The organism is Caulobacter sp. GW821-FHT10F06 (genome assembly GCF_058809215.1).
Genome location: NZ_JBXASK010000001.1, coordinates 254,588 through 280,631 on the forward strand (window position 1 = coordinate 254,588; position 26,044 = coordinate 280,631).

Annotated in this window: 30 protein-coding genes; 10 read left to right on the plus strand and 20 right to left on the minus strand. The window is 69.3% G+C overall.

From position 1 onward, the window contains the following. Positions 1 to 92: 92 nt before the first annotated feature. Together AC1RUS_RS01190 and AC1RUS_RS01195 are read left to right on the plus strand one after the other, a co-directional pair. Positions 93 to 314: a flagellar basal body rod C-terminal domain-containing protein gene (locus tag AC1RUS_RS01190; protein WP_492912202.1), complete on the plus strand. Its 222-nt coding sequence runs from the start codon at positions 93 to 95 to the stop codon at positions 312 to 314. Between the two features lie 184 nt (positions 315 to 498). Next, complete coding sequence (locus AC1RUS_RS01195; RefSeq protein ID WP_492912204.1) at positions 499 to 819, plus strand: (2Fe-2S) ferredoxin domain-containing protein; 321 nt, start codon at positions 499 to 501, stop codon at positions 817 to 819. Positions 820 to 924: 105 nt separating this feature from the next. On the opposite strand, the gene AC1RUS_RS01200 is transcribed toward AC1RUS_RS01195, so the two are convergent. From AC1RUS_RS01200 to AC1RUS_RS01210, 3 genes are all read right to left on the minus strand, one after another. Further along, complete coding sequence (locus AC1RUS_RS01200) at positions 925 to 1,377, minus strand: nuclear transport factor 2 family protein (RefSeq protein WP_492912206.1); 453 nt, start codon at positions 1,375 to 1,377, stop codon at positions 925 to 927. A gap of 122 nt (positions 1,378 to 1,499) precedes the next feature. Continuing rightward, a complete protein-coding gene (locus AC1RUS_RS01205) occupies positions 1,500 to 2,258 on the minus strand; it encodes an anti-sigma factor family protein (RefSeq protein WP_492912208.1) in 759 nt (252 codons plus the stop codon). Beyond that, positions 2,255 to 2,755 carry a sigma-70 family RNA polymerase sigma factor gene (locus AC1RUS_RS01210; RefSeq protein ID WP_492912210.1) on the minus strand — a complete coding sequence of 167 codons (501 nt, stop codon included), beginning with the start codon at positions 2,753 to 2,755 and terminating at the stop codon, positions 2,255 to 2,257. The genes AC1RUS_RS01205 and AC1RUS_RS01210 overlap by 4 nt, the downstream gene beginning before the upstream one ends. A 122-nt stretch (positions 2,756 to 2,877) precedes the next feature. On the opposite strand from AC1RUS_RS01210, the gene AC1RUS_RS01215 reads away from it, so the two are divergent. The 4 genes from AC1RUS_RS01215 (at position 2,878) to AC1RUS_RS01230 (ending at position 6,010) form a co-directional block, all read left to right on the plus strand. Continuing rightward, entirely contained in the window at positions 2,878 to 4,155 is a 1,278-nt protein-coding gene (locus tag AC1RUS_RS01215; protein ID WP_492912212.1) for a S8 family serine peptidase, read from the plus strand. Between the two features lie 109 nt (positions 4,156 to 4,264). Further along, the gene (locus AC1RUS_RS01220) at positions 4,265 to 4,801 is read left to right on the plus strand and encodes a hypothetical protein (protein ID WP_492912214.1); all 537 of its coding nucleotides are present in this window, start codon (positions 4,265 to 4,267) and stop codon (positions 4,799 to 4,801) included. Positions 4,802 to 4,974: 173 nt separating this feature from the next. Continuing rightward, positions 4,975 to 5,313, plus strand: a complete 339-nt coding sequence (locus tag AC1RUS_RS01225) for a DUF1428 domain-containing protein (RefSeq protein WP_492912216.1) — start codon at positions 4,975 to 4,977, stop codon at positions 5,311 to 5,313. A 190-nt stretch (positions 5,314 to 5,503) separates the two neighbouring features. Beyond that, positions 5,504 to 6,010, plus strand: coding sequence for a VOC family protein (locus AC1RUS_RS01230; protein WP_492912218.1), 507 nt, complete (start codon positions 5,504 to 5,506; stop codon positions 6,008 to 6,010). A 158-nt stretch (positions 6,011 to 6,168) separates the two neighbouring features. Here AC1RUS_RS01230 and rpoD read toward each other — a convergent pair whose 3' ends face one another. Then, positions 6,169 to 8,127 carry an RNA polymerase sigma factor RpoD gene (rpoD, locus tag AC1RUS_RS01235; protein ID WP_492912220.1) on the minus strand — a complete coding sequence of 653 codons (1,959 nt, stop codon included), beginning with the start codon at positions 8,125 to 8,127 and terminating at the stop codon, positions 6,169 to 6,171. On the opposite strand from rpoD, the gene AC1RUS_RS01240 reads away from it, so the two are divergent. Continuing rightward, positions 8,120 to 8,425 (plus strand): hypothetical protein, encoded by a 306-nt coding sequence (locus AC1RUS_RS01240; protein ID WP_492912222.1) that lies wholly within the window; start codon positions 8,120 to 8,122, stop codon positions 8,423 to 8,425. The two genes, rpoD and AC1RUS_RS01240, sit on opposite strands and share 8 nt — an antisense overlap. 129 nt (positions 8,426 to 8,554) lie before the next feature. Here the strand turns inward: AC1RUS_RS01240 and dnaG are convergent, their stop codons facing one another. The 4 genes from dnaG to AC1RUS_RS01260 all read right to left on the minus strand — a co-directional run bounded on the left by dnaG (position 8,555) and on the right by AC1RUS_RS01260 (position 13,750). Next, entirely contained in the window at positions 8,555 to 10,450 is a 1,896-nt protein-coding gene (gene dnaG, locus AC1RUS_RS01245) for a DNA primase (protein ID WP_492912951.1), read from the minus strand. A gap of 135 nt (positions 10,451 to 10,585) precedes the next feature. Further along, positions 10,586 to 12,529, minus strand: coding sequence for an HWE histidine kinase domain-containing protein (locus tag AC1RUS_RS01250; protein ID WP_492912224.1), 1,944 nt, complete (start codon positions 12,527 to 12,529; stop codon positions 10,586 to 10,588). A gap of 112 nt (positions 12,530 to 12,641) precedes the next feature. Beyond that, positions 12,642 to 13,334, minus strand: a complete 693-nt coding sequence (locus AC1RUS_RS01255; RefSeq protein ID WP_492912953.1) for a 2OG-Fe dioxygenase family protein — start codon at positions 13,332 to 13,334, stop codon at positions 12,642 to 12,644. 35 nt (positions 13,335 to 13,369) lie between these two features. Further along, positions 13,370 to 13,750 carry a group III truncated hemoglobin gene (locus AC1RUS_RS01260; RefSeq protein WP_492912226.1) on the minus strand — a complete coding sequence of 127 codons (381 nt, stop codon included), beginning with the start codon at positions 13,748 to 13,750 and terminating at the stop codon, positions 13,370 to 13,372. Between the two features lie 107 nt (positions 13,751 to 13,857). On the opposite strand from AC1RUS_RS01260, the gene AC1RUS_RS01265 reads away from it, so the two are divergent. Next, complete coding sequence (locus tag AC1RUS_RS01265; protein WP_492912228.1) at positions 13,858 to 14,943, plus strand: acyltransferase family protein; 1,086 nt, start codon at positions 13,858 to 13,860, stop codon at positions 14,941 to 14,943. 53 nt (positions 14,944 to 14,996) lie between these two features. On the opposite strand, the gene AC1RUS_RS01270 is transcribed toward AC1RUS_RS01265, so the two are convergent. Next, on the minus strand, positions 14,997 to 15,701 hold the full coding sequence (locus AC1RUS_RS01270) for an HAD family hydrolase (RefSeq protein WP_492912230.1): 705 nt from the start codon (positions 15,699 to 15,701) through the stop codon (positions 14,997 to 14,999). Between the two features lie 443 nt (positions 15,702 to 16,144). Here AC1RUS_RS01270 and AC1RUS_RS01275 point away from each other — a divergent pair, with 443 nt between their 5' ends. After that, on the plus strand, positions 16,145 to 16,366 hold the full coding sequence (locus tag AC1RUS_RS01275; RefSeq protein ID WP_492912232.1) for a hypothetical protein: 222 nt from the start codon (positions 16,145 to 16,147) through the stop codon (positions 16,364 to 16,366). Between the two features lie 222 nt (positions 16,367 to 16,588). Here AC1RUS_RS01275 and AC1RUS_RS01280 read toward each other — a convergent pair whose 3' ends face one another. The 9 genes from AC1RUS_RS01280 to AC1RUS_RS01320 all read right to left on the minus strand — a co-directional run bounded on the left by AC1RUS_RS01280 (position 16,589) and on the right by AC1RUS_RS01320 (position 22,302). Further along, entirely contained in the window at positions 16,589 to 17,647 is a 1,059-nt protein-coding gene (locus AC1RUS_RS01280) for a sensor histidine kinase (RefSeq protein WP_492912234.1), read from the minus strand. A gap of 15 nt (positions 17,648 to 17,662) precedes the next feature. Beyond that, positions 17,663 to 18,331, minus strand: coding sequence for a response regulator (locus AC1RUS_RS01285; protein WP_492912236.1), 669 nt, complete (start codon positions 18,329 to 18,331; stop codon positions 17,663 to 17,665). A 394-nt stretch (positions 18,332 to 18,725) separates the two neighbouring features. After that, positions 18,726 to 19,289, minus strand: coding sequence for a hypothetical protein (locus AC1RUS_RS01290; protein WP_492912238.1), 564 nt, complete (start codon positions 19,287 to 19,289; stop codon positions 18,726 to 18,728). Between the two features lie 3 nt (positions 19,290 to 19,292). Beyond that, a complete protein-coding gene (locus AC1RUS_RS01295; RefSeq protein WP_492912240.1) occupies positions 19,293 to 20,366 on the minus strand; it encodes an N-acetylmuramoyl-L-alanine amidase family protein in 1,074 nt (357 codons plus the stop codon). A gap of 3 nt (positions 20,367 to 20,369) precedes the next feature. Continuing rightward, on the minus strand, positions 20,370 to 20,678 hold the full coding sequence (locus AC1RUS_RS01300) for a hypothetical protein (protein WP_492912242.1): 309 nt from the start codon (positions 20,676 to 20,678) through the stop codon (positions 20,370 to 20,372). A 184-nt stretch (positions 20,679 to 20,862) separates the two neighbouring features. Then, complete coding sequence (locus AC1RUS_RS01305; RefSeq protein ID WP_492912244.1) at positions 20,863 to 21,354, minus strand: hypothetical protein; 492 nt, start codon at positions 21,352 to 21,354, stop codon at positions 20,863 to 20,865. Then, positions 21,351 to 21,530 (minus strand): hypothetical protein, encoded by a 180-nt coding sequence (locus AC1RUS_RS01310; RefSeq protein WP_492912246.1) that lies wholly within the window; start codon positions 21,528 to 21,530, stop codon positions 21,351 to 21,353. Before AC1RUS_RS01310 ends, AC1RUS_RS01305 begins: the two co-directional genes overlap by 4 nt. Positions 21,531 to 21,728: 198 nt before the next feature. Next, positions 21,729 to 21,872, minus strand: coding sequence for a hypothetical protein (locus tag AC1RUS_RS01315; RefSeq protein ID WP_492912248.1), 144 nt, complete (start codon positions 21,870 to 21,872; stop codon positions 21,729 to 21,731). Between the two features lie 142 nt (positions 21,873 to 22,014). Further along, positions 22,015 to 22,302 carry a DUF1272 domain-containing protein gene (locus AC1RUS_RS01320; protein ID WP_492912250.1) on the minus strand — a complete coding sequence of 96 codons (288 nt, stop codon included), beginning with the start codon at positions 22,300 to 22,302 and terminating at the stop codon, positions 22,015 to 22,017. Positions 22,303 to 22,602: 300 nt separating this feature from the next. Between AC1RUS_RS01320 and carA the strand changes: the two genes are divergently transcribed. After that, a complete protein-coding gene (carA, locus tag AC1RUS_RS01325; RefSeq protein ID WP_492912252.1) occupies positions 22,603 to 23,769 on the plus strand; it encodes a glutamine-hydrolyzing carbamoyl-phosphate synthase small subunit in 1,167 nt (388 codons plus the stop codon). Between the two features lie 102 nt (positions 23,770 to 23,871). Here the strand turns inward: carA and AC1RUS_RS01330 are convergent, their stop codons facing one another. Then, positions 23,872 to 24,165: a GIY-YIG nuclease family protein gene (locus tag AC1RUS_RS01330; protein WP_492912254.1), complete on the minus strand. Its 294-nt coding sequence runs from the start codon at positions 24,163 to 24,165 to the stop codon at positions 23,872 to 23,874. 159 nt (positions 24,166 to 24,324) lie between these two features. Continuing rightward, positions 24,325 to 25,959: a carboxylesterase/lipase family protein gene (locus tag AC1RUS_RS01335; protein WP_492912256.1), complete on the minus strand. Its 1,635-nt coding sequence runs from the start codon at positions 25,957 to 25,959 to the stop codon at positions 24,325 to 24,327. Positions 25,960 to 26,044: the final 85 nt, after the last annotated feature.

Here is a 26,044-nt window from a genome sequence, read left to right on the forward strand (position 1 = left end):
GCCCAGCCCATCCTGTTTTTGGCGTTAACCGCTCTTTTACGCGAGGCCTTAACCGCGACGGGCGAGAACGGTGCGAACGCAAGGAAACGCCCATGCAGGCCCTCGCCATCGCCGCCGCCGGGATGTCCGCCGCCGCCAACCGCCTGAACGCCAGCGCCGAGCGCGTGGCGACCTGGGACGCGCGCGAGACCGACACCGACCTGGCCAAGGAAGCGGTGGAGCAGGTCTCGGCCAAGACCGAGTTCAAGGCCAATATCGCGGTGATCAAGACCGCCGACGAAATGACCGGCGCCTTGCTGGACCTGAAGGTCTAGCGCGCCGATCTCCAGACGCCCTCGTACGCCCCCCCCCTGCGGTCGGGCGTCTGGACTGCCGCTCCCTGGGCTCATCCCCGACTTCAGCCCAGGGAGCGGGTTGGTCTTCCCCATCCGATAGCGCCGCCACGGCCGCCTTCCTATCTGTGAGGGCGCGGCGCCCTTCGCCGCGTTCGAGGCGACGATGAGCAAGACTCGGCCGATCAAGGCGGTGAAGACGGACTGGTCCCAGGTCGTGCTGGTGTGCCGCAAATGCTCCAAGAAGCTGGACGGCGGCTTCGGCGACGACGGCGACCAGAAGCTCAGCAAGGCTCTGCGCTGCGCGACCGGCGGCGGCAAGGGCCGCAAGGCCGGCGTCGGCGTCATCGAGGTGGGCTGCTTCGACCTCTGCCCCAAGGACGCGGTGGTCGCCGCCAACGCCTCCCGACCTGGCGAGTGGGTTGTGGTGCCCAGGAATACGCCGGTCTCGACGGTGGTCGAGCGGCTAGGGCTGGCGGGTCTCTAGACTGGAGGGCATGTCCCTCTTTGTCTTTCTGGGCTCAGGTCCGGAATGGTGAAATGCGGTGACGTCCGCAAACGACCCAAGTTTGCCGCTGGCAGTGACCTTGTTCTACTTGGCGGCAGCGATCGTGGCCTGTCTGGCCACGAGCATCCAAGCGTCACCACGCTTCATCCAGACGTCGGTGAAAGGCCGCGTCACTTGCTTGCCTGCGCCCGGCCCCTTGAGTGGAACCATAGTGTCATAGCCCATGACGACGACTGCGCCCGGCTTCTGATCGACGACAGTGATGTTCTTGTGAAAGTCTCTGTAGTCGAGCAAGTCCTCGTTCATTGCCGCGATCACCTCCTCGCGGTGCAAGACCGTGTTGTTCGGCGAGTTGACGATGAAATCCTCCGCCCAGACGGACTTCACGCCTTCTGCGTCATGATTGACGATGGCCTTACCAAGCCGACCATAAGCAGAGCCTATTTCTGGCGGCATGCGGACGGCTGGCGCGGTTTGGGCCATGGCGCTCTGGGCCAACAGGCAGGTCAACCCAAAGGCTACCAGCGGACTACGCATAAGCTGCTCCTTGTTTGGACCAGAGGTTGGCATGGAAGAGGTCAGCTTCCCACCCTTAGTTGACACGGAGTCCGTCCGCTTTGAGATCGTCTGTCTTCAACGGCGAGGACGACCGATAAGGATCACTTCCAACCGCTGGAACGCGCCCTGGCCTCGGCCTTGGCGTCGAGCGGCGCGCCGTCGATCATCGCGTCCACGACGTCGAGCACGGCCGGCGGGGTTTCGCTGGAGGCCGTGCGATAGGCGGTGTCGGCGCGGGGCGCGGCCGGGGCGGCGGCGCGCACGGTCCAGGTCCGACCGTTGCGGCAGGCTAGGCCCGCGGTCGACGCCGCTGCGAAGGTGCGGCACCAGGCGCCGTCCTTGGCCTTGAAGGTCATGCCGATGCGCACCGGGCCGTCGGCGCCCGAGGGCTGCTTGGTCAGCGCGACCGTGATGGCGCTGCCGGGCGACAGGCTGGTGTCGGCGCCGGTCTTCCACGGCTGTGCGACGCCGATGATCACCCCGACCGCCAGGCAGGCGGCCATGGCGGCCAGGCCGCCGCCCGACCAGCCCGACGAGGCGGCGGCCCGCCCGGCGTCCGGCCGGCCCTTGGCCTTCTGCGGTTTGGGCGGGGCCTTGGGCTGGAGCTTGCCCTCGAAGCGGATGATCTTGGCGCTGGTCGGGGCGGCCTGGCCCGCGACCGCGCGTTGGAAGCGTTCCGACGCCGGCTCGGCCATCACCGACGCGAACGCGCCGCCCAGCATGGCCTTGAGGCGACGCGCCTTGTCGATGCGCTCGGCCAGGACCTCGTCGCTCCTGGCGGCCTGTTCGATCGTGGCGGCCACCGCCGGCTCCAGCTCGCCGTCGACATAGGCGCCCAGGGTCTCGTCGTCGAAGGTCATGGCTGGGCTCCTTGGTCCAGAAGCGTGGTCTGCAGGGCGGCGCGACCGCGCGCCAGGCGGCTGGTGAGGGTGCCCATCGGAACCTCCAGCACGGCCGAGGCTTCCTGATAGGACAGGCCTTCGATCAGCACCATGGCCACGGCCAGCCTTTGATCCTCGGGCAGGGCGGCCAGGGCGCGCTCCACCGCCATCACGCCCAGGCGCGACTCCAGCGTGGCCGAGCCGGGATCGGCGACGTGCTCGCCCAACTCGGGCGCGGTCAGCACGCGTCCGCGCCGCTGCCGGCTTCTCACTTCGTCGATCCAGGCGTTCTTCATCATCCTGAAAACCCAGCTGTCCAGCCGGGTCCCTTCGCGCCACTGCTCGCGCCGGACCAGGGCCCGCTCGAGGGTCAGCTGTGTCAGGTCGTCCGCGTCGGCGGGCTCCCAGGCCAGGATCCGCGCCAGGCGGCGCAATCGCGGCAACAGGTCGAGCAGGTCGGTCTGAAACGAGTCCAAGGTCGTCATTCACCTAGGGAAGAAACGGTCGGCCACGGACGTTTCATCCATGACCCGTTCGATTTCGTCACTTTCGCCGCCCTCCGGCGTTGTGAAGCTGCAGCAGGAGCCAGAAAACGTCCATGTCCCGTCGAGCGATCCTGGCCCTGGCGAGCGTCATCGTCCTGTCCAGCAACGTTCCGGCGTCGGCGCAGTTGCTGCCCGGCGGCCAGGGACTGCCCAGCCTGCCGTCCGTGGGCGGGCTGCCGCTGCCGGACGCTGCGCGGACGCTGCAGACTGTCGGCGACGTCGCTCAGGACACGACCCGGCGGCTGACGCCCGAACTGCTGGCCGCCGCGCGCCTGGACCGCCTGCGCGAGCTTGTGCGTCGCCAGCCCGGACGGCTGGAGCTGGACGAGCTGGGCCAGCCCGTTGTGCGCGGCCAGATCCTGGCGATTTCGCCCGGCCCCGCCAGCCTGGCGGCGGCCCAGCGCGCCGGCTTCTCGATCCTGAGCACCGAAACCGACGAAGCCCTGGGTCTTTCCGTCGTGACCCTGGCGCCGCCCAAGGGGCTCGACATCCGCAAGGCCATGGCCGCCCTGCGCCGGGCCGATCCGGCCGGCGGCTACGACTATAACCACGTCTATCTCGACGCCGGCGCGATGTCGGGCGAGGGCGCGGCCGCCGCCGCGCCGTCTTCCGGCGCGCCGATCACGGTGGGACTGCTGGACGGCGGCGTCGACGCCCGGCACGCGGCCTTCGCGGGCGTGGCGGTCGAGCCGCGCGGCTTCGCCGGCCCGTCGCGACCCTCGCTCCACGGCACGGCCACGGCCTCTCTGCTGGGCGCGGGCGCGGGCGGACGCATCCGGGCCGCCGACGTCTATGGCGACGGCAAGGCCGGCGGCTCGGCCTCGTCGATCGTCGCGGCGCTGGGCTGGATGGCCGCGACCCGCACGCCGGTGGTCAATGTCAGTCTGGTGGGACCGCCCAACGCCGCGCTGGCGGCGGGCGTGCGGGCGATGGTGACGCGGGGCTACCTGCTGGTGGCCGCGGTCGGCAATGACGGCCCGGCTGCGCCGCCGCTCTATCCGGCCTCCTATCCCGGCGTGATCGCGGTCACGGGCGTCGGCCCCAACCGAACGGCGCTGCCCGAGGCCGGACGAGCCCAGCACCTGGACTTCGCCGCCCAGGGCGCGGGGCTGAAGGCGGCTAAGCCGGGCGGCGGCATGGCGGTGGTGCGAGGCACCTCGTTCGCCGCCCCGATCGTCGCCGGACGGCTGGCCCGGCTGTTGCCCGCGCCGGGCCCCGCCGAGGCCGCGCGCGCCGTCGATCGGCTGGCCGAGACGGCCCAGGATCTGGGCGCGCCGGACCGCGATCCCGTGTTCGGGCGGGGGTTCGTCACCCCATCGCCGGCTCGCTGAATTTTTTTCGACGGCGAGGGAAGAAATGCGAGGGCCGTGTCGTTGGACCAGGCAGGAGGCGCTGAACGCGCCCCGTTTCATGCCCCGTCCAAAGCTAGGAGACACTCCCATGCGTAAGACCCAATTCCTGATCACCACCGCCTTTGCCGCCGCCATGCTGGCTGCGCCGATGGCCCATGCCCAGCTCCTCGGCGGCTCGGCCGGCGGCGGCCTGACTGGCAATCTCGGTGGTGGTGCGGGCGCCCTCGGCGGAACCTTCGGCGGCGCCGGTCAGATCGGCGCGCCTGATTTGAGCTCCACCACCTCGCGCGTGCGTGGGACCACCGACACCGTGCGCGGCAAGGCCCGCGACACTGCCGCCACAACTCGCCAGAAGGCTGGCGCGGCCGTGGGTACGGCCCGTGACACCGCGACCTCGGCCGCCTCCTCGACCAGCGTGGCCGGCGACGGCGCGGCCTCGGCCACCGGCGCGGTGACCCGTGACGGCGTCGCCGGCTCGGCCAACGGCTCGAGCGCCGGCGGCCTGACCACCCCCAAGGGCGCGATCGCGCCTTCCGCCGGCCTGGGCGTTTCCGGCTCGGCCTCGAAGTCCGGCGCCAGCGCCTCGACCAGCGGCGCGGGCTCGGCCTCGGTTCGCCGCGACTAAGGGCTAGCGGCGATCAGGGCCTTGGCGCTTTCGAACGGGGGCTTCGAACCAAAGGCTCTACAGCCTCTGTCGCGTGCTGGAGCGCGGCAGAGGGGAGGGGCTCGGCCAACGCCGGGCCCCTTCACTTGTCTCCGGGTTCGCGCGACAGTTCCGCGCGCCAGGGAGATCGAACCATGAGCTATGTCGACGCGATGGTCTGCGCCGTGCCGACCGCCAGCAAGGACGCCTATCGCGTCTATGCCCAGGCCGTGAACGCCATCTTCCTGGAGCACGGCGCCGTGTCATGCGTCGACCACTGGGGCGACGAGGTCCCGGCCGGCAAGGTCACCGACTTCCCCCGCGCCGTGCAGGCGACCGCCGACGAGACCGTGGTGCTGGGCTGGGTCACCTGGCCGGACAAGGCCACGCGCGACGCGGGCTGGGAAAAGGCCATGACCGACCCGCGCCTGCCGGCCCTGCAGATGCCGTTCGACGGCAAGCGGATGATCTTCGGCGGCTTCACACCGCTCTAGGCCGGGTCCTCAAGGTTAAATTCGCTTCATGACCGTCTTGTAAGTTGAGACTGGCCCAGCGCGCCCGTAAACGGCGCGACCTCTACGCGTAACGTCGATCAGTGAACCCCGAGTTTTCAGCTTAACTCCAGGCGCGCCGGCCTCGCCGCGCGCCACGGGAGCGGCTGTGTCCAAACCCATAGGAAACCCAATGATCCATCACCTCTCCGTCAGCGCCGCCGACCCCAAGGGCGCGGCCGAGTTCTTCGCCGACATCATGAACGGCGTCGTCGTCGACTTTCCGCCCAATCCGGGCAGCTACATGGTGTTCAAGGCCGACGGCTTCGGCACCGGTCTCGAAATCTATCCGGCCGGCAGCGTCATGGTCCCGAACGGCGAGCCGGGCACGATCTTCGTGCGCCAGCCCGACGGCGCCGACCGCCGCTCGCCCACCCACTTCGCCCTCAGCGTCGAGATGAGCCAGGACGAGGTGCTCGCCCGCGCCGCCGCCCAGGGCTGGGAAGCCTATGTCTGCGATCGCGGCGGCCACTTCCACGTGATCGAGGTGTGGGTCGACAACACCTGGCTGGTCGAGGTGCTGCCGCCGGCGTTCAGCGCCGAATATCTCGGCTTCGCCAACGCGGTCTCGACCCTGGCCGACCCGAACACGGCGCTCGACAGCCACCAGCCCCAGGCCAAGACGCTGGAGCACGCCTAGGCGGAGAGGGCGGCTTCGGAGGGAGCCGCCCTTGTCTGGCGAGCGCGGGGCAAAAAGCGCCAGACTCGTAGGCGCTTTCAATCCGATCGCGTCGCCGCCAACGAAAACGCCCCGGTCTTGCGACCGGGGCGTCTGTCGTATCGATCCTGCGCCCAGCCTTAGCTGTCCAGGAAGCTCCGCAGCTTGCGCGACCGCGAGGGGTGCTTGAGCTTGCGCAAGGCCTTGGCTTCGATCTGGCGGATGCGTTCGCGGGTGACCGAGAACTGCTGGCCGACTTCTTCCAGGGTGTGGTCGGTGTTCATGCCGATGCCGAAGCGCATGCGCAGCACGCGTTCCTCACGCGGCGTCAGCGAGGCCAGCACGCGGGTGGTGGTTTCCCGCAGGTTGGACTGGATGGCCGCGTCGATCGGCAGGATGGCGTTCTTGTCTTCGATGAAGTCGCCCAGGTGGCTGTCTTCCTCGTCGCCGATCGGCGTTTCGAGCGAGATCGGCTCCTTGGCGATCTTCAGGACCTTGCGGACCTTTTCCAGCGGCATGGCCAGCTTTTCGGCCAGCTCTTCCGGGGTCGGCTCGCGGCCGATCTCGTGCAGCATCTGGCGGCTGGTGCGGACGATCTTGTTGATCGTCTCGATCATGTGGACCGGGATGCGGATGGTCCGCGCCTGGTCGGCGATCGAGCGGGTGATGGCCTGACGGATCCACCAGGTGGCGTAGGTCGAGAACTTGTAGCCGCGACGATATTCGAACTTATCGACAGCCTTCATCAGGCCGATATTGCCTTCCTGGATCAGGTCCAGGAACTGCAGGCCGCGGTTGGTGTACTTCTTGGCGATCGAGATCACGAGACGGAGGTTGGCTTCCACCATCTCCTTCTTGGCCTGACGGGCCTCGCGCTCGCCCTTCTGCACGGTCTGGACGATGCGGCGATAGTCGTCGATCGGCACGCCGGTCTCGGTGGCCAGGGCGGCGATCTCGTTGCGGATGTCGGAGACCGAGCTGGCGTCGTTCTCGACGAACTTGGTCCAGCGCACGCCCATGGTCTTGACCTGATCCGACCAGGTCGGGTTCAGCTCCGAACCGAAATAGGCCTTCAGGAACTCGCTGCGGCTGATGCCGTAGCTGTCGGCCAGACGCAGCAGGCGGCCTTCCAGGCCGATCAGGCGCTTGTTGATCGCGTAGAGCTGCTCGACCAGGGCCTCGATGCGATTGTTGTTCAGCTTCAGCGTCTTGAGGTGCTGAATGATCGTCATCGATAGGGCTTCGTACGCCTTGCGGTCGGCGTCGGTCAGGTCCTCGCCGCGCAGGCGGCTGCCCACCAGCTTGTCCTGCAGCTTGCGGAAGGTCTCGAACTCGCTGGCGATGGCGTCCAGGATGGCCATGACGCCTTCGCGCAGTTCGCCTTCCATGGCGCTGACGGTCGGGCCGGCGCCGTCGTCGAAGTCGTCCTCGTCCTCGCCTTCGGCGCCCTCGGGCTTGGCTTCGCCGGCTTCGTCGTCGACGGGTTCGGCCGGTTCGGCTTCCTCGTCGGAGGCCGGCTGGGCGGCGACGCCGTTGATGGCGGCGTAGGTGCCTTCCAGGTCGATCACTTCGCGCAGCAGGATGCGGCCCGTGCCCAGTTCCTCGCGCCAGACCATGATGGCTTCGAAGGTCAGGGCGCTTTCGCACAGACCCCGGATCATGGTGTCGCGACCGGCTTCGATCCGCTTGGCGATGGCGATTTCGCCTTCGCGCGACAGCAGTTCGACGCTGCCCATCTCGCGCAGGTACATGCGCACGGGGTCGTCGGTGCGGTCATAGGCCGACGGCTTGTCGGAGGTGATGACCGCCTGGTTGTCCTCGCGGGCGACGACTTCGCCGCCTTCGCTGGTCTCGGCGTCTTCTTCGGCCTCGACCACGTTGACGCCCATTTCGCTGAGCATGGCCAGCGTGTCTTCGATGGCGTCGGGGCTGACTTCTTCTGACGGCAGGACCTTGTTCAGCTCGTCCATCGTGACGTAGCCGCGGGCCTTCGCCTGCTTGATGAACTTCTTTACGCCGGCGTCGGTCAGGTCGAGCAGGGGACCGTCGCCGCCGGTCGACTCGGGCGCTTCTGTCTCGGCCGTGGAATTGTTGCTCATCAAGCTCTCCGAAGACGGCGCGAGCATCCCCCGCGAGACGCGCGCCGAAAAATTTCTAGTTCCGAAAAGGTTTCGCCAGCCTCAAGCCGCGCCGTCCGTTCGGTCGTTTCCCAAAAAAATCGCCGGTCCAGATCACAGCATCGACCTCGCCTCAACGCTCGCCACGGATCATCGCTCCGCGAGAAAGCTCTCGGCGGAGACGGCGGCGTCTTCGGGCGCGGTTCTTGCTGACGACCTTGAGGGTCCGCGACCACTGGGATCCAACGTCGGCGGCGAGGGTGACATCCTGTTTCGGTAAGGGCGCGCGCGATGCGACGGCGGCCCGCTCGATGTCAATCAGCTGCTTGGCAAATCCTTGAGTCGGCAAATGGCGGGGCGAGGGACCGGTGTCAAGGGCGCGTCGTTGTCCTTCGGACAAATTCGCGCGTTATTGCGCGCCCTTCCAGAACTCCAGATTGCTGATCTGGCGCTGAAGCACGCCGATGCGGGTGCGCAGGTCGCGGGTGGCGGTGAGCGTGCCGGCGGTGACGGGCTCGCGGCGCAGGGCGTCGAGGGCGCGTTCGGAGTCGGCGACCTCGATCACCGCGCCGTAGCAGGCGGCCCACAGGGCGCGGGCCTGGTGCTGGTCCATGGCGGGGCTGAGGAACGGCGCGTCGGGCTGGGCCACGCGTTCGACCTCGGCGATCTGCGGACCCAGGCCCTTGCGGGAGAGGATCTCGCGGAACGGGGCGTCGTCGCCGATGTCGTCGACCAGGGCTTCGAACACCTCGTGGGCCAGGGGCTTGAGGCGCGGGTCGCCGAAGCCGACACGCTCCAGCGCCTCGTCATAAGGGCGCGCCCAGCCGGGATGGTCGATGGCGGCCAGGGCGATGGCGGCGTGGAACGGGTTGATGCGCTCGACGATCTGGGCGCGGGCCACGCCGCGGATGCCGGGATCGGGCGGCTCGCGCTTGCCGTTCTTCCAGGTCCCGCGCGGCGTGAACGGGCGATCGCCGCCGCCACGTCCGCCGCCGTCGTTGGGCGTGAAGGCGTTGCGCGGGAAGAGGGCGTCCAGCTTGCCCAGCAGGTCGTCGCGATAGGCCTGGGCCAGGTCCTTGTCGGCGATGGTCCCGGCGGCGGCGCGCAGGCGCTGCTTGAGGCCGGCCTTGCGCTCGGGGGTGTCCAGCGGCTCGGCGTCGCGCTCGCGGGCGAACAGTTGCTCGACGAAGGGCGTCGTGGCACCGACCTGGGCCTTCAGCGCCTGAGGGCCCTGTTCGCGCAGGACGTCGTCGGGATCCTTGCCGCCGACCACCATCGAGAACCTGAACGAGCGACCGGGCTTCAGCAGCGGCAGGGCGCGGTCCATCGCCCGGCTGGCGGCGCGCTGGCCGGCCTTGTCGCCGTCGAAGCACAGGGTCGGTTCGGGATGCAGGCGCCACAGCACCTCCATCTGCTCCTCGGTCATGGCCGTGCCCATGGCCGCCACCGCCGCGATGCCGGCGCGGTGACAGGCGATGACGTCCATATAACCCTCGACCACCACCAGCGGATTGACGTCGGTGGGCGCAGCGGCCTGGGCGGCGTGCAGGATCTTGCGGGCCTCGAACAGGCCGTACAGCAGCCGGCCCTTGTGGAAGAGGCTGGTCTCGGGGCCGTTCAGGTACTTGGCGCGAGCGGCAGGGTCCATGGCCCGGCCGCCGAACGACACGACCTTGCCCCGGGTGTCGGTGATCGGGAAGATGATCCGGTCGCGGAAGCGGTCATAGGGCTGGCCGCCGTCCTCGGGCGCGATCAACAGGCCGGCCTCGACCAGGTCGCCCGGCTTGGCGCCCTTGGCGACGAGGTAGTCCTTCAGTCCCGTGCGGTTGTTGGGCGCAAAGCCCAGGCGGAAGCGGCCCCACTCGCCCTCGGGCAGGGCGCGGCGTTCCAGATAGGCGCGGGCGTCCTTGCCGACAGGACGGCGCAACTCGCTCTCGAACCAAGCGGCGGCCAGTTCCATCCAGTCGCCCAGGCCCGCGCGCTTCTGGTCCTCGCGGGCGGCGCGGGGGTCGACCTCGGGCAGGCTCATGCCCGCCTCGGCCGCCAGCCGCTCGACCGCCTCGGCGAAGGTCAGCCGCTCGGTCTCCTGCAGGAAGCTGATGATGTCGCCATGCTTGCCGCTGGAGAAGCAGTGATAGAAGCCCTTGTCGTCATTGACGAAGAACGACGGGCTCTTCTCCTTGGTGAACGGCGAGAGCCCCGCATATTCGCGCCCCTGCCGCCGCAGCTTCACCGTCTTGCCGACGACGTCGGACGGGCGAAGGCGAGACTTCAGTTCCTCGAGAAAGCGGTCGTCGAAACGCATGGAATCCTGGCTGGCGCGTAGGGCCGCAACATAGGCGGACATGACGTCCCGCGCATCCGCCAACATCGTGCGGCGCACAGCGCAAATCGAGGCGTCCACAAGCTTGGCGCCGGGCCCGATGGCCCGGGCGCGGTGCTAGGCTGGAACGCCGCTGGCCAGGGCCCCCAGCAGCAGTTCGCTCGTCGCGGGTTTGCGCAGGATCGGACCGCCGCTGACGCCGGGGTCCTGGTAGCCGGTCAGATAGACGAACGGGATGGCCTTGGCGGTGAGGACCTTGGCCAGCGGCGTCACCAGTCGGCCGCCCAGGTTGACGTCGAGGACGGCTCGGTCGATCGGGCCTTTCTCGAGCAGATCCATCGCCTCTTCCAGACTGCCGGCCGGCCCCACCACCTGCGCGCCGGCCTCGGTCAGCACGCGCGCCAGCTCCATGGCCACCAGAGCCTCGTCCTCGACGACCAGCACGCGTTGATCGCGAAGGGCCTGGCCGGCCTGGGCGGCGGGCGGCGCGGCGGCGGGCGCGGACGCCTCGCCCTCGCAAGGACTGGCGCCCCGGACGAGCTCCAACCGGCAGACCAGGCCGCTGGGCAGCCAGTCCTGGCGCAGCACGGCCCCCAGCTGCTTGGCGGCGTTGGCGATCAGGGTCGAGCCGAAGCCGGCGTGACTGGGCGCGGCGACCTTGCGCGTGGAGGCCTCGCGCCACGTCAGGACCAGCTGGCCCGCCTCGTCCCAGCGCCAGGTGGCGGCGAGCGCTCCCGAGACATCCGACAATGCGCCGTACTTGCTGGCGTTGGTGGCCAGCTCGTGCAGCACCAGGCCCAGCGATTGGGCCGCCTGGGCGCTGATCAGCACGGGCGGGCCCTCGATGCTGACCCGCTCATCCGTGCCGGCGCCGTAGGGCTCGAGCTCCAGGCGCAGCAGGGCGTCCAGGCGCACGCCGGTCCAGCGGCCGGTCGACAGCAGGCTATGCGAGCGGGCCAGCGAGCCGATGCGGCCGCTCAGCGCCTCGACATACTGCTGCTTGTCCTGGAAGGGCGTCAGCTGGGCCAGGGACTGGACCACGGCCAGCACGTTCTTGGCGCGGTGGTCGACCTCGCGGATCAGCAGGCGCTCGGTGTCCTCGGCCTGGCGCAGGGCGACCTCGGCGCGGGCGCGGTCGGTGGCGATCCAGACCAGCTCGGCCACTTCGGCGACGAAGGCGACCTCGTCCGCCGTCCAGGCGCGGGCGACGTCCTGGATCACGAAGACGTAAGCCGCCATCCGCCGGTCGCGGATCACCGGCGCGGTGACGAAGCTGCGAACGCGCAGGGCCTCATAGGCCTCGAGGAAGGCCGGATCGTTGGTGCGCGGATCCTGGGTCACGTCCTGGATGATCACCTGCCGGCCGGCTCGCAGGCTGGCGGCCATCTCCGGCCCGAAGCTGTCCAGCTCGCGCAGGCTGCCGAGGAGGCTGGGTGAGTCCGACGCGATCCATTCGCCGATATGCAGCGACATGGCGCCGTCGGGCTGCACCTCGGCATAGCCGGCGCGCGGCGAGCCCAGCTGTCGGGCCAGCAGCTCACAGGCCTGATGGGCCACGGCGATCGGGTCGGTCTCCTCGCGCAGCCGTCGCCCCAGCTCCAGCAGCGCGGTGCGGCGGCGTTCGTTGGCCAGAAGCCGGCTCAGCTCCCGCTCGTCCTTCTTGCGGGCCGAGATGTCGGTGACCATGATGTGGTAGCCCAGCACCGCGCCGTCGGCGGCGATGTCGGGCGCGAAGACCGCCTCGATGTGGCGGAAGCCGGCCAGCTCGTAGGCCAGTTCGCCGTCATAGATCACCATCTCGCCCCGCAAGGCGCGGTCGACATACGGCTTGACCCGGGCATAGGCCGCCGCGCCCACCAGGTCGACCAGCCGCTGTCCGACGATCTGCTCGTTCGACAGGCCGAACCAGGCCTCATAGGCGCGATTGACGAAGCGGTAGCGCTGGTCGCTGTCGACATAGCCGATCAGCACCGGCACGGCGTTGGCGATCGCCAAGGCGAAATCGCCGCGCGTTTCGGCGGTGTGCTGGACGATCGAGATGCTGTCGTCTTCGGACATCATGGTCCCGGCGCTCAACCCTTCGGCGTGCGGACAAGGATCACCGTGTCATGGTCGAGCCGCCCCCACGAGTGAGGCAAACGGTCGCAGTGGAGCTTCGCGGCTGAGGGAGCCGTCAGTCGGCGGCGTCGCGCCGGAACGTGACGACCAGCACGTCACGCAGGGCGGGCGTTTCCGGATCGCCGGGGCGGATCGGCGTCACCCCGTGCAGCACGCGATGGTCGTCCAGGAACACGGCGTCACCGGGGGCGGTCAGGGTGAAGGCCCCCAGCCTGGCGCCGTCCGGCGTGAAGATGTCGGTGACGCCGCTCTCGACGTTGATCCGGTCGATCAGCATCACGATCACCCAGTCGACGCCGTCGCGGTGCGCGCCCTCGGGCGTGGGCCGGCCCGCCTCGCCTGCATGGGCCTCAATGCGGAACTGGTGCAGCTCGACATGCCAGGCGGCCGGCGGATCGACCGTGATCGGATGAAAGAGCTCCAGGCCCGCGGCGATCACGGCCTGGGTCGTGGGGTGGTCGGCGATGGCGTCCAGCACCGGCTCGAACCAGCGCTGCACCCCACCGTTCAGGGCGTTGTAGTCGCGGCTCTGATAGTGCGGCTGGTGCGGCTTGCGGACCACCCGGCCCGGGGCGGCGTCGAAGGCGGCGAAGCGGCGCTTCCGATAGCGGCCGCCGTCGGCCATGAAGCCGTCCAGCCCCAGGTCGTTCCAGCTGTCGGCGAAGGCGGTCCAGTCGGCGACGGCCTCGGGGCCCAGCAGCGCGCGGGTCTCGTCGGCGGGCGAGCGGACATAGCCGGCCTCGACCAGCGCCTGGCGCTGGGCTTGGGGCAGATCGGCGGCGCTCAAGCCATCGCCTCCGGCCGCAGGCCGCCCTTCAGGGTCTGGGCGATCCGCTCGGCCTTCAGCCCGACCAGGGCGGCGCGCGGCGCGTCGAACAGCTCGGCGCAGGTCAGGTGGAACAGGCCCAGCCAGGGTGTGAACAGCCCCTCGGTGATGCCCTCGACGCGTTGGTGGACAGCCATGGGCGAGCCCTTGTAGCCACCGTCGCCGCGCAGCACGCCGGCCCAGAACCGCTTCAGGGTCCCCAGATGCTCGGGCCAGCCGTCGGCGCCGACCGCGCGCTCGAAGATCGGTCCCAGGCGATGATGCCTGCGGACCTTGGCGTAGAAGGTCTCGACCAGGGCGTCGATCTCGGCGTCGGTGAAGGCGGGCTCGTCGGACATGGACGCTAGATGGGCCTTTCCGCGCCAGTTCTCAAACGCCGTAAGGCTAAGGTTGACTACCTAGGGCCCAGCTTGACCGTTCGCGGCCGTCGGCCCACTCCTGGCGCATGATCCGTCTCGCGCCCCTGAAGCCCGACTCCGACACGATGCTGCACCTGGACGCCCTGCGCATCGTCGGGGCGCTGATGATCGTGGTCTTCCACTTCAACCGCTTCATCAATCTGGACGGCCGCTGGCAGCTGGCCGACGACACCATCAAGAGCTTCAGCCTGGTGGTGGACCTGTTCTTCGTGATCTCCGGCTATGTGATGGCGGCGGTCTACACCGGCAAGCTGACCAGCCTGGCCAAGTACGGCGACTTCCTGAAGAAGCGGGTGGCGCGGCTGGGGCCGCTGCACTGGCTGACCCTGGCGGTGTTCGTGGTCATCGCCGCGTGTGGCTGGGCCGGCTGGATCAACGAGCGCGACGCCTCGCGCTACGACGTCTCGTGCATCGTCCCCAACGTGCTCTTCATCCACGCCTGGGGCGTCTGCCGGGCCCAGACCTGGAACTTCGTCAGCTGGGCGATCAGCGCCGAGATGGGGCTCTATATCGCTCTGCCGCTGATCTTCTGGCTGACCGGCAAGGGGCGGCTGGTCACCGCCGCCCTGGCCTTCGGGTCCCTGGCCCTGCTGGCCTGGATCTCGCGCGACGGCGAGACCTTCTCGCAATGGACCTTCAACTTCGGCGTCGCCCGCGCCGCGCCGGGCTTCCTGCTGGGCATGCTGGCCTTCCAGATCCGGCCGTGGCTGGCGAAGCTGCCCTTCGCCCCCTGGGTGATGTGGGGGCTGTTGGCGGCGTTCCTCGTGGCGTCCGGCGCCGGCGCGCCGCGGAACGCCCTGCTGCTGGTGATGTACGCCATCGGCTTCGCGGGCGTGGCGGCCGACGCCGCAGGCCCCGTGGGCAAGGCGACCCGCTGGATGGCGCCCTGGGCGCAGCTCAGCTTCACCCTCTATCTGCTGCATCCGCTGGCGCTGAAGATCGCGCTGAACTGGGTGGGGCTGGGGATGTGGAAGCTGAACGGCGACGCCATGCGGCTGTGGGTGCTGTTCTGGGTGATCCTGCTGATCCCGATCGCCTATCTGTCGCTGATGCTGTTCGAGCGGCCGGCGAGGGATTGGATCGCGAAGCTGGGCAAGCGGCCGACGCCCTAGCGCCCCTTCCGCCACGCTGCGAATACGCGACATGACGGAGGGGGCGTCCAGCGTTAGCCGTCGCAAATCCGATCCACCCACCCCGGCAGCTCCGAGATCGAGCCCAACTCCGCATAGCGCGGATGGTCGCTCGGCGCTTCGGCGGCCTCGTGGGCCCAGACCAGCGGGTAGGGGATCAGCGCGCTCCAGGCCCCCGCCGCCAGGGCCGGCAGGATGTCCGAGCGCATCGAATTGCCGGCCATCACCGCCTGGTCCGCGCCCGTGCCATGACGGGCGAAGACGCGGCGATAGGTGTCGGCGTCCTTCTCCGACACGATTTCCACGGCGGCGAACAGGTCGCCCAGGCCCGAGCTGGCCAGCTTCTGCTCCTGGTGCAGCAGGTCGCCCTTGGTGATCAGCACCAGGCGATAGCGCTCCGACAGCTTGGCCAGGGCCTTTTCGACCCCGGGCAGGGGCTCGACCGGCTCGCTGAGCATCTCGCGGCCGACGGCCAGGATCTCGCGGATCACGGCCGTGGAGACCGCCCCGTCGGTCAGGTCCATCGCCGTCTCGATCATCGACAGGGTGAACCCCTTGGCCCCGTAGCCGTAGAGCCGCAGGTTGCGCTTCTCGGTGGCGGCCAGTTGGCGCTCGATCCGCGCCTCGTCGCCGTGCTCGGATAGCAGTTCGATGAACCGCTTGTGGGTCAGGCGAAACAGGTTCTCGCAGTGCCAGAGGGTGTCGTCGGCGTCGACGCCGACGGTGGTGATCGAGGTCATCGTGACTTCCACGCCGTTGCGGCGGCCTTGAGCGGGGCGAGAGACCTCCACTAGGCCGATGCCCGCGCGGCGGCAATCCACCAGGCGCGGCGGCGTCAGGCGAGGGGCGCGGCCTGGACGGTGGCGGCGATCAGGACCGACAGGATGGCCGCGCCGACGATGACGCTGATCAGGCCGGCGGTTTCCCAGAATTGAGAGATGCGCATGGCGGGCTCCTTGCGATGGCGGCCAAGCTTGCGACGGCGCGCCCGGGCGTCCCATCGGGCAAAACCCTGCGTAGCGACCGCGCAGGGCCTGAGCAGAATGCGCGGCGGCGCGATCGCGGTTCGCTTGCTGGCTGCAGTCGATGGATGGGGCGTATCGACGACACTAGCGTCATCTGGCATGCATCTGGTCGCCGCCCGTCGACGTAGCTGGTGAGTAGGATCCTCAGCGGAATGCCCATGAGCCCTCTAGAGATCCGCGTCGCCGCGCTGCAGTTCCTGAACCTGCGGCTGGCCGCGGCCATCACCCTGACCGAGCTGGAGGCCGTGCGTTGCTCGGTGCTGGACGGCCACAGGGCGGGCGATCTGGAATCCGAGCAGATGCAGGACGAGATCCTGAAGATCCTCGACCAGGCCATCGAGCGCGCGAAGCAGAAGTCCAGGGCCCGCGCGCGCAACTGAGTCCTCAACGCAGCCTGAGCAATCCCGCACGCGGCCTCAGGGTTTCACCCGATGGCGAGGCGGGCGAGCGCGAGGCAGTCTGGCGGGGCTCGCCGCCGAGGCTTGCCCCCGAACCCTGCCCGGCGCGCGTCCGTTCTTCTCCCCCAAGAAGCGGGCGTGTCACGAGCCGGGGGCCAGCCTGGAGACGGAAGAGGTCCGGGCTGGCCCTCCGCGTCGCGCGGTCTACAGCCCGTCGCCCTTCGGCGCGTAGGGCGCCCAGGCGCGGATCAACAGGCCCGGGTCGGCGTCCTGGATCGACAGTCGCCCGCCCAGGAATTCCAGGCGCAGGCGCATGCTGGTCAGGCCTACGCCGCTCGAGGCCGTCGGATCGGCCGGCAGGCCCACGCCATAGTCGCGCACCGCCAGCAGCACCCTGTCGCCGGCGGTGGTCAGGCTGACCGTGGCGCGGCGGCTGTTGGAGTGGCGGTGGACGTTGGCCATGGCCTCCTGCAGCACCCGGTAGAGCGCGATCTCGGTGGCGTAGACCATCTGGGGCAGGTCCTCGTCGATCTCGACGCTCACCTCGATATGGGCCCGCCGGGCGAAGCCCTCGACGAAGCGGCGCAGGGTCGGGGCCAGGCCCAGGTGCTCCAGGGTCGGCGGGTGCAGCAGGTAGGAGAAGTTGCGGATCTCCTCGATCACGCCGGACAGCAGGCCGCTGATCTCGGCGCGAAGCAGGGCGGCCTCCTCGCCGTTGGCGCGCTCCAGGGCCGTCAGCATCAGGTTGGCGCCCGTCAGGTCCTGGGTCGTGCCGTCGTGCAGGTCGCGGGCGATCCGCCGCCGCTCCGCGTCCTCGGCGTTCAGCAGGCGGGCGGTGGCCTCGCGCAGGTTGGACTGGATTCGCCGCTGGGCGGTGATGTCCTCATGGGCCAGGATCAGGAACGGCGACTGCAGGAAGCCGACCCGGACCGCCGACAGCCGCATCCAGATCGGCGGGTCCAGCGGCAGCTCGAACTCGCAGCGGAATGGCCCCGGCGCACCGGCCATCAGGGCCTGCAGGCCTTCGCGCACCACGGTCCGATCGGCGTAGGCGACATAGGCCAGCAGGGCCAGGTAGTTGGCGCCGACCCCCTGGTCGGGCTCGAGCACCCCGCGCAGCGTCGCCAGCTGCACCCACACATCGTTGACCGCGATGACGTCGTAGTCGCCGTCCAGCAGGGCGACGCTGGCGGTCAGGGAGTCGAGCGCCGAGGCGTAGAGGGTGGAGATCGATTTGTCGCCGAAACCCTTGGCTGTGCGCATGGGCCGGCCTTCGCCTCACGCTTCGATCAGCTTGTTTCGGATCGCGTAGCGCACGATGTCGGCCAGGGAGTGCGCGCCCAGCTTGCGCATGATGTTGCCGCGATGGCTCTCGACCGTCTTGACGCTGATATCCAGCATCGAGGCGATCATCTTGTTGCTGCGCGACTCCGAAAGCAGCTGCACCACCAGCAGCTCGCGGGTGGTGAGCGCCTCCGAGCCCTCCAGCAGCTCGCCCAGCCCATAGCCGCCCGGCGACAGGTAGCCGCGCAGCACCGCGTCGGTGATGCCGGGACAGAAATAGGGCTTGTGGTTCAGCAGCGAGCTGACCGCCTGGATGATGACCTCCGGCGGCGCCGACTTGAGCACGAAGCCGCGCGCGCCGGCGCTGAGCACCTCGCGCACCAATTGTTCGCTGTCGTGCATGGTGAAGATCAGCAGTTCGGTGTGGGTCTTCAACTTGTGGACGTCGCGGGCGACGATCACGCCGCTCATGTCCGGCATGCTGATGTCCAGGATCATGATGTCCGGGGTCAGCTCCCGAGCCAGCCGGATGGCGTCACGGCCGTTGGCGGCTTCGGCGCAGATCGTCCAGCCCGGCTGGGCGGACAGGGCTTCGCGCAATCCCGCCCGGATGATCGCATGATCGTCGGCGATCAGGATGCTGGGTGTGTTCGACGGCAGCATGGCTTGCCTCCACGTCTCTCGGACGCTGTCGTGATGATCTACTTTTACGGGTAATTTTTAGTAAACATTTGAAAATATTATAGAAAGCTTTGTTGACTGTCGGCATTCCCCCCGCGTTTCGAGATTTGGGCGGCAAACAACCAGGGCCAGACGGGTGCGATCGGCCGACACCCTCCGGGTCCGCCAGTATTGTCGGGCCGTTTTCCCTCAGGTTCCACTAGGTGAAAACCTTAGATGGCAATCCCGCGATTCCTATTCAACGCGCGGGCGGCGTGAGATCAGACGAAATGTTCGCGTCTTCAGAAACCGCGTTGGGCGCGCCAGCCTCTTCATTGAAGGCGATGGCCGCCAGGACTGAGGGCGGCGTCGGAGCATGGATCGCGAAGTCTTGGGCTCAGCGCGCCGGACAGGCCGGGGTCAGGTCCAGCACCAGGCGGCGATCGACGCCGTTCTGGTTCTCCAGTCGGGCGCGTTGCAGGCGGGCCGGACGGGTGAGGGGCAGCACCAGCGGATCCTCGGCCAGGCTGGTCCCGAAGTCCCAGCGATCGACCAGGCCCGCGCCTCGTCCGCCTCGGGCCTCGCCCGTGCGCAGGCCGCCGACGGTCAGGGTGGGACGGCCGCCGGCGGTCAGAAGCCGCAGACGCGGGGTGGCGTCGCCGGGGCCCAGGTCCAGCTCGATCCGGGTCGCGTTCGCGTCGGCGGCGACACGGACGGCGTTGATCGTCGCGGGCGCGTCGATGAAGGCGGCCGCCACGGGCGAGGGGAAAGCGTCGGGAGCTGCGGCGATCTTCCGCGCGGCGACGGGCGCGCGGCGGACAGGGCCGGGCTTGGCGGCGCCCAGGTCGGCATAGAACCTTTTGGGCGGATCGACCCCGAACACCGCGCCCAGCTGGAAGCAGAGCAGTCCCGAAGCCAGGAGCAGGCCGACCAGCATGTCCTTGGGCGAGGTGAAGCGCATGGCTTACTCCGTGCTGGCCAGGGTCAGGGGCGAGGCGGCGAAGTGATCGTCGACGGCGCGTTTGACGCCGGCCATCAGCCGGGCCCGGCGCGCGGGATTGGTCAGGCGCTCCTCGTCGGCGCGGTTGGTGATGAAGCCCATCTCGAACAGCGCGGCCGGCGCCTCCAGGCCCAGCAGCACCATGAACCCCGCCTCGCGGTGACTACGCCGCAACAGCGGCGTCTCCCGGGCGACCTGGCTCAGCAGACGCTCGGCGAAGCTGGCCGAGGAGTTGCGCATCGACCGCTGGCGCAGATCCAGCAGCAGGTCGCCCAGCCCCAGGGCGTCGGGCGGCGGCGCAAAGCCGGCCACCGCCCGCTCGGCCCCGCGATCCGACATCGTGTAGGCCGAGGCGCCCTGCACCTCGGGATCGACCGAGGCGTCGGCGTGCAGCGACAGGAAGAGGTCGGCCCGCAAGGCGCCCGCCGCCCGCCGACGCTCGGCCAGGGAGACGAAGCGGTCGTCGGCCCGGGTCAGCAGGGCCTGGTAGCCGGCCTCGGCGAGCGCGCCGCGCAGCGCCAGGGCGGCCGCCAGGGTCACGTCCTTCTCGCGTGCCAGCAGGCCCAGGGCCCCGGTGTCCCCGCCGCCATGGCCGGCGTCGACCACCACCCGGCGCGGCGAGGCCGGCAGGTCCAGCGGCGTCAGGTCGAACACCAGCCGCCAGATCGACGCCTCGGCCGAGGGCGGCAGCTGGAAGACCCGGTCGATGCGGGCCGGCGCGGTGAGGGCCAGGGTCAGCCGGCTCCCGCTGGCGTCGGGCGCGAGCGTCCAGTCGCGGATCAGCCCCCGTCCCGGACCGCTCAGCGGCGTGAGGCAGCGGCCCCGCAGCGCCAGGCTGATGCTCCGGGCCGTCGCGGCGCCGGCGTCGGGCGTCTCGCGAAACGGACCGTCGGCGTCGATGACCAGGCGGGTGCGGCGGTCGTCGCCGCCCAGCCGCACGCGCAGCGCCGCGCCCTCGAGACGGGCCTGGGCCCGGGTCGCGGCGGCGATCCCGGCGGCGAAGGCTGTGGTCAGGACGCCGCGACGGGAAGCCGGCATGGCTCAGCCGCCTGCCAGGCCGTCGGCCGCCGCCAGGGCCGTGATGGGAAGGCCGCCACGATCGCACCAGGCGTCGACGGCCGGGTCGACCGTCAGCCAGGCGGCCGGACGGAACGTCTCGCCGATCTCGGCCCGCTCGGCGCCGACCAGTTCGATGCGCAGCGCGTGGCCGCGCGACGCGATCGGCGCGGCGGCGGGCGGCTCCCAGATCTCGGACAGTTCCCGGGCCGTGACCGGAGCCCCGGAGTCGAGGATCAGCACGCAGCCGCAGGCCAGGAGCCCCATGGCCGCCAGGGACAGCAAGACGCGCATGGCGCCCTCCAACCGCAAGACGCCGATGCGGGGCGTCCAGCGCAGTTTGCGCCGACGCCTGCGCCTCGCTATCCGGACAAACCCCGCCCAGGCCAGGGCCTTGGCCTCAGCGCGATCGAGAAAAGACCGGGGTCGGAGTAGGGGTTCGACCCCGCCGCCCCTGGGGTGTCCGCGCGGGCGGGCCTCAATGGAGGGTGGGACGGATTTCGGACGGCGGCGCGCCGGTCGCGTCTTGCAGGCGGATCGGGAAGTGCAGGCCCTCGCGGGCGAACGAGAAGTTCAGCACCCGGATGGCGGCGGCCACCACGCGCGGCGCCAGCACCAGCTCGCCCAGCAGCCGGGCGGCGATCTCCGGCGCGGCGGGACTGACGCCGCAGGCCGTGACAAGATGCTGCTCGTCGCGGGCATAGCCCAGGCAGGTCGGCGGCGAGACGCACAGCGGCCGACGCACCTGCTCCTCGACGGCGATCATCAGCATCACGAAGGCGGCCGCGCCGCGCGGTGAGATGTAGGGGCCGGCATAGGCGGCCAGCCGGCCGCGCGGCTCCTCGCCCAGCACGCGGGCGGCCACCCACTGGCGCAGCATCCACAGCAGAAGGCGTTCGCCTTCCGACATCCCGTCCGGCCCGCAGTCGGGCAGGCCGCCGAGGCGGTCCTGGGCGCCGGCCCGGTTCATGACGCCGCCAGCTTGCGGAAATGGGCGGCGAAGCTCTGGCTGTCGCCGTGTTCGAACGCCTTGCGCACGAATGCGCACGCGCGCCCCTTGGCGAAGGCGCGGAACGCCCAGACGACCAGGCGTTCGCAATAGGTCAGGTCGCGAGGATCAACGGGATGGGATGGATCGGGCCGCACGCCTTAAATCTCCTCGCCAGGGATAAAGACGGACCGACACCCGTCTCGACGAACAGGACCTCGGTGAGCGGCCCGATCTGGTCTTGCGACCGTTTCGCAACTAGGCATCGATCCTAATTGCGAGTCAATCGCAAAATCTGGCGAGGGCGAATATTGGAGGAGGCGCGGGGAGGCGGCCTTCGGCTGCGGCGCGCGGACCTAGAAGGTCTGGATGAAGAAGATGGTCGCGGAGATCGGCAGGGCGGCCACCAGCAGCAGGCGCAAGGCGGTTTCGCCCAGGCCGAAGATGTCGATCTTCGTTCCGGTCGAGACTTGCGCGCGGGCTGCGGTCAGGGTGGCCATCGGTCTGCTCCTTTGAAGCTCTACTTGTGAGCCCTAAGGAGTTAACGCGTCGGTTTCTTGGATGGATGCGACATCCGCGACAGATTGTCCTGCGACGCTTGTCGGGAGCGGCGGGGTGTTGCTGATCAGCACCACGCCAAGCTTAGGGCGCGGCCCAGGATGGCCTCGGCTCGGGCGGGCGCTGAACGCTGGCGCAGGCGGTGTGGGCCTTGACCACGCGGCGCAGCGAGGCGGGGAAGCGGTGCAGCTTGCCCTCCGGCCGGATCGGCCGGGCCACCAGATCGCCGCCGCAGTTGGGACAGGACCCGAAGAATCGATTGTCGGTGCACTCGGCGCAGAAGGTGCACTCGAAGGTGCAGATGCGGGCCTCGTCGCTGGAAGGCGGCAGGTCGCGGTCACAGCATTCGCAATTGGGGCGCAGTTCGAGCATGGGCCGTCCTCCCTTGTTCTTATGCTGAAGCCCTTGGAGCATAAGGGGTTGAGGCTGTCGCAGGCGAGAGGACTCGTTCGCCGATCACGGGAATGTGGCGGCGGCCCCGAACTCCCGTGATCGAAGGGGTTGACCCCCCTGCCCATGGGCCCTAGACACCCCGCCGTTTGCGCGGCGGTCGGGCCAAAAGCCCGACCGCTTTTTGCGAGCCGATCGCCCGATTTCGTGGGCGGAGCGGGGGTTACCCTCGGGCCGCCTTTTTGCGACAATAGACACGCGTTTTTAGGAGGCGCTCCCGAGATGTCCCAAGACCTTCTCCCCGGCGTCACCGGTGTCCTGGCCCTGGCCGACGGCACGATCCTGCAAGGCGTGGGCTGCGGCGCGGTCGGCGACGCGGTCGGCGAGGTGTGCTTCAACACCGCCATGACCGGTTACCAGGAAATCCTGACCGACCCGTCCTACATGGCCCAGATCGTGGCCTTCACCTTCCCGCACATCGGCAATGTCGGCACGAACGTCGAGGACGTCGAGCAGATCTCCGGCGCGTCGGAGACGGCCGCCCGCGGCGCGATCTTCCGCGACGTCCCGACCGATCCGGCCAACTGGCGCTCCGGCAGCGACTTCGACAGCTGGATGAAGCGTCGCGGCATGGTCGGCCTGGCCGGCGTCGACACCCGCGCCCTGACCCGCAAGATCCGCGAGACCGGCATGCCGCACGGCGTGATCGCCCACAGCCCGGACGGCAAGTTCGATCTCGACGCCCTGGTCGCCAAGGCTCGCGAATGGTCGGGCCTGGAAGGCCTGGACCTGGCCAAGGACGCCTCGACCACCCAGACCTTCACCTGGGACGAGGGCCTGTGGTCGTGGCCGGAAGGCTACGCCAAGCTGGACAAGCCCAAATACGAGGTCGTGGTCCTCGACTACGGCGTCAAGCGCAACATCCTGCGGGCCCTGGCCCATGTCGGCGCCCGCGCCACGGTGGTGCCGGCCAACACCTCGGCCGAGGACATTCTCGCGCGCAATCCCGACGGCGTACTGCTGTCCAACGGCCCGGGCGACCCGGCCGCGACGGGCGAATATGCGGTGCCCGAGATCCAGAAGCTGGTGCAGAGCGGCAAGCCGGTGTTCGGCATCTGCCTGGGCCACCAGATGCTGGCCCTCGCCCTGGGCGCCAAGACGGTGAAGATGGAGCAGGGCCACCACGGGGCCAACCACCCGGTCAAGGACCTGACCACCGGCAAGGTCGAGATCGTCTCGATGAACCACGGCTTCACGGTCGACAGCGCCAGCCTCCCGGCCCCGGTCACCGAGACCCACGTCTCGCTGTTCGACGGCACCAACGCCGGGATCCAGCTGACCGACAAGCCGGTGTTCTCGGTGCAGCACCACCCCGAAGCCTCGCCCGGGCCGACGGACAGCCTGTATCTGTTCGAGCGGTTCGCCGGGATGATGGATCAGGCGAAGTAGTCGGCGCCCGAGCAACGCAAAACCTTGTCATCCCGGAAAGCGCGAAGCGCTTGTCCGGGACCCAGGGGCCGGCGCATCGCGCGTGGGCTAGGCTCCCTGCCGTCAGCAGTTCAAGGTCTCGTAGAGATCGAGCCACTGCGGATTGGCTTCTTCGATCAACCGCAGCTTCCAGGCCCGCCGCCAGCGCTTGAGAACCTTCTCGTGCAAGATGGCTTGGTCGATTTCCTGATAGCTCTCGTACCAGACAAGACGTGTGACGCCGTACTGGCTGGTGAACCCCTTGGTCACGCCTTCGCGGTGCTCCCACACGCGCCGCGACAGATCATTAGTAACGCCGACATACAGCGTGCCGTTACGCTGGCTAGCGAGGATGTAGACGAAGTAGTCGCGCGCCATAACTCAACTATGGCGCGCATTCCTGTATTTGTCATCCCGGCCGCAGCGAAGCGGAGAGACAGGACCCAGGACCCACCGCAATGCGCCGGCCCCTGGGTCCCGGACAGCCTCTGCGAGGCTTCCGGGATGACAAGAAATTTGAACTACTGGAGTAAAGCCCTACGTCCCGAACTGCGTGAACGGCACGCGGTTGAAGAGCTCCCGCTCGGCGCCGCGCGGGTCGTCCTGCATCTCCGACGCCGGCGTGTTGAACACCATCGTCTGGCGGCGGGGCAGGGTGTAGGGCTCCCACTTCGGGATCGCCGCGGTGTTCGGGTCGCCCGACCGGGCAAACGCGATGAACGCGTCGCTCATCTGGTTCGACATCGCCACGCTGTCGGGGCCCGCGCCGACGATCGAGCCCTTGGCGTCCAGCGTGCCGAACACCAGGCCGATGTCGATGGTGTGGGGCGCACCGAAGATCCCGCCGTCCTTGGGCGACTTCCAGTCCACCTGGTAGACATAGGCCGGGGCGCCGGCCTTGGCCCGCTCCTCGGCCTGGATGATCGCGGCCTTCCACGACCGACCCGCCGTGCTGGCGGCGAAATAGACGTCCGACGGCGAGTAGTTCGGATAGATCCGGCGGTACTCGGCCACCACGGTCTCGGGATCGATGTCGATGCGGGCGTTGAACTGGCCGGGCAGCTTGGCGATCACCTGCTCCCAGGTCATGTCGAAGGCCTTCGTGTCCCAGCCGATGAAGCCGCGCGTCTCGTCGTGGGTGTTGCCGCACATCATCGGAACGCTCAGGCCCCAGGGGGCGGCGTCGGGGAAGAACGGGTGGCGGGTCAGCGAGCGCTCGTCCAGCACCGGGCCCATATAGACCCCGCCCGAACCGGCCACCGGATCGACGGCCTTCAGGCCATTGAGCATCTGCTCGGCGGGCAGGGCGCGCAGGGCGGCCAGGTCCTTGACGCCCAGCTTGTCGAGGAACAGCTGGGCCCGCTTGGTGGCGTTGAACGGACCGCCGGCGGTGACCTGCTGGCCGCTCATGGTGGCGGCGCGGTGGAAGAGGCCCTTGGCGGCCGGCATGCCCATCAGAGTGGCGATCTTGGCGCCGCCGCCGGACTGTCCGAACAGCATCACCCGGTCTGGATCGCCGCCGAAGGCCGCGATGTTGTCGCGCACCCACTGTAGGGCCAGGACCAGGTCCAGCTGGCCGGCGTTGCCGCTGTCGGCGACGCTGGGATCGTTGAACAGGCGGGCGAGATAGAGATAGCCGAAGGCGTTGAGGCGGTGGTTGACCGTCACCACCACCACGTCGCCCCGCTTGGCCAGCTTGGTCCCGTCGTACCAGGGATGGCCGCCCGAGCCGCCGTTATAGGCGCCGCCGTGGATGTAGAACATCACCGGCCGCTTGCCCCCGTCGGCCAGGCCCTTCTTGTCGGCCTTCGCGGGCGTCCAGACATTCAGGAACAGGCAGTCTTCCGACAGCGTCTCGCCGTCCTCGCCCTTGCCGGTCTGCATCGAGGCCGCGCCATAGGCCAGGGCGTCCTTGATGTCCGTCCAGGGCTCGGGCTTGACCGGCGCGCTGAAGCGCCGCGCGCCGCCGGTGTCGGCGCCATAGCGCAGGCCCTTGAACACGTGAACGCCGTCAGCGCTCGCGCCGCGCACCTTGCCGGCGGTGGTGGCCACGACGGGCGAGCGCGCCACGCCGGCCGCGAACCCCGCGCCAGGGACCAGCGCGACGGTCGCCGCCGTCGCGCCCGCGGCGATCAGCAGGCCCCGGCGATCAAGGGTGTTGCGGGTGTCCATGGCGTGTCCTCCGAAAGCTTCTTACGAGCTCGGCGGTAGCGGTAGCACAGCAGATGACACCGGTGGACAGGATTTTGACTCCCGC

Coding starts and splice junctions, on each gene's coding strand:
- AC1RUS_RS01250 (WP_492912224.1), bottom strand. CDS start 12,529: ATGATGTCCGAAGACGACAGCATCTCGATCGTCCAGCACACCGCCGAA.
- AC1RUS_RS01285 (WP_492912236.1), bottom strand. CDS start 18,331: ATGCTGCCGTCGAACACACCCAGCATCCTGATCGCCGACGATCATGCG.
- AC1RUS_RS01300 (WP_492912242.1), bottom strand. CDS start 20,678: ATGCGCGTCTTGCTGTCCCTGGCGGCCATGGGGCTCCTGGCCTGCGGC.
- AC1RUS_RS01330 (WP_492912254.1), bottom strand. CDS start 24,165: ATGGCGCGCGACTACTTCGTCTACATCCTCGCTAGCCAGCGTAACGGC.
- AC1RUS_RS01335 (WP_492912256.1), bottom strand. CDS start 25,959: ATGGACACCCGCAACACCCTTGATCGCCGGGGCCTGCTGATCGCCGCG.
- AC1RUS_RS01225 (WP_492912216.1), top strand. CDS start 4,975: ATGAGCTATGTCGACGCGATGGTCTGCGCCGTGCCGACCGCCAGCAAG.
- AC1RUS_RS01320 (WP_492912250.1), bottom strand. CDS start 22,302: ATGCTCGAACTGCGCCCCAATTGCGAATGCTGTGACCGCGACCTGCCG.
- carA (WP_492912252.1), top strand. CDS start 22,603: ATGTCCCAAGACCTTCTCCCCGGCGTCACCGGTGTCCTGGCCCTGGCC.
- AC1RUS_RS01205 (WP_492912208.1), bottom strand. CDS start 2,258: ATGACCTTCGACGACGAGACCCTGGGCGCCTATGTCGACGGCGAGCTG.
- AC1RUS_RS01295 (WP_492912240.1), bottom strand. CDS start 20,366: ATGCCGGCTTCCCGTCGCGGCGTCCTGACCACAGCCTTCGCCGCCGGG.
- AC1RUS_RS01230 (WP_492912218.1), top strand. CDS start 5,504: ATGATCCATCACCTCTCCGTCAGCGCCGCCGACCCCAAGGGCGCGGCC.
- AC1RUS_RS01305 (WP_492912244.1), bottom strand. CDS start 21,354: ATGAACCGGGCCGGCGCCCAGGACCGCCTCGGCGGCCTGCCCGACTGC.
- rpoD (WP_492912220.1), bottom strand. CDS start 8,127: ATGAGCAACAATTCCACGGCCGAGACAGAAGCGCCCGAGTCGACCGGC.
- dnaG (WP_492912951.1), bottom strand. CDS start 10,450: ATGCGTTTCGACGACCGCTTTCTCGAGGAACTGAAGTCTCGCCTTCGC.
- AC1RUS_RS01195 (WP_492912204.1), top strand. CDS start 499: ATGAGCAAGACTCGGCCGATCAAGGCGGTGAAGACGGACTGGTCCCAG.
- AC1RUS_RS01260 (WP_492912226.1), bottom strand. CDS start 13,750: ATGTCCGACGAGCCCGCCTTCACCGACGCCGAGATCGACGCCCTGGTC.
- AC1RUS_RS01265 (WP_492912228.1), top strand. CDS start 13,858: ATGATCCGTCTCGCGCCCCTGAAGCCCGACTCCGACACGATGCTGCAC.
- AC1RUS_RS01190 (WP_492912202.1), top strand. CDS start 93: ATGCAGGCCCTCGCCATCGCCGCCGCCGGGATGTCCGCCGCCGCCAAC.
- AC1RUS_RS01290 (WP_492912238.1), bottom strand. CDS start 19,289: ATGCGCTTCACCTCGCCCAAGGACATGCTGGTCGGCCTGCTCCTGGCT.
- AC1RUS_RS01215 (WP_492912212.1), top strand. CDS start 2,878: ATGTCCCGTCGAGCGATCCTGGCCCTGGCGAGCGTCATCGTCCTGTCC.
- AC1RUS_RS01200 (WP_492912206.1), bottom strand. CDS start 1,377: ATGCGTAGTCCGCTGGTAGCCTTTGGGTTGACCTGCCTGTTGGCCCAG.
- AC1RUS_RS01275 (WP_492912232.1), top strand. CDS start 16,145: ATGAGCCCTCTAGAGATCCGCGTCGCCGCGCTGCAGTTCCTGAACCTG.
- AC1RUS_RS01280 (WP_492912234.1), bottom strand. CDS start 17,647: ATGCGCACAGCCAAGGGTTTCGGCGACAAATCGATCTCCACCCTCTAC.
- AC1RUS_RS01315 (WP_492912248.1), bottom strand. CDS start 21,872: ATGGCCACCCTGACCGCAGCCCGCGCGCAAGTCTCGACCGGAACGAAG.
- AC1RUS_RS01270 (WP_492912230.1), bottom strand. CDS start 15,701: ATGACCTCGATCACCACCGTCGGCGTCGACGCCGACGACACCCTCTGG.
- AC1RUS_RS01220 (WP_492912214.1), top strand. CDS start 4,265: ATGCGTAAGACCCAATTCCTGATCACCACCGCCTTTGCCGCCGCCATG.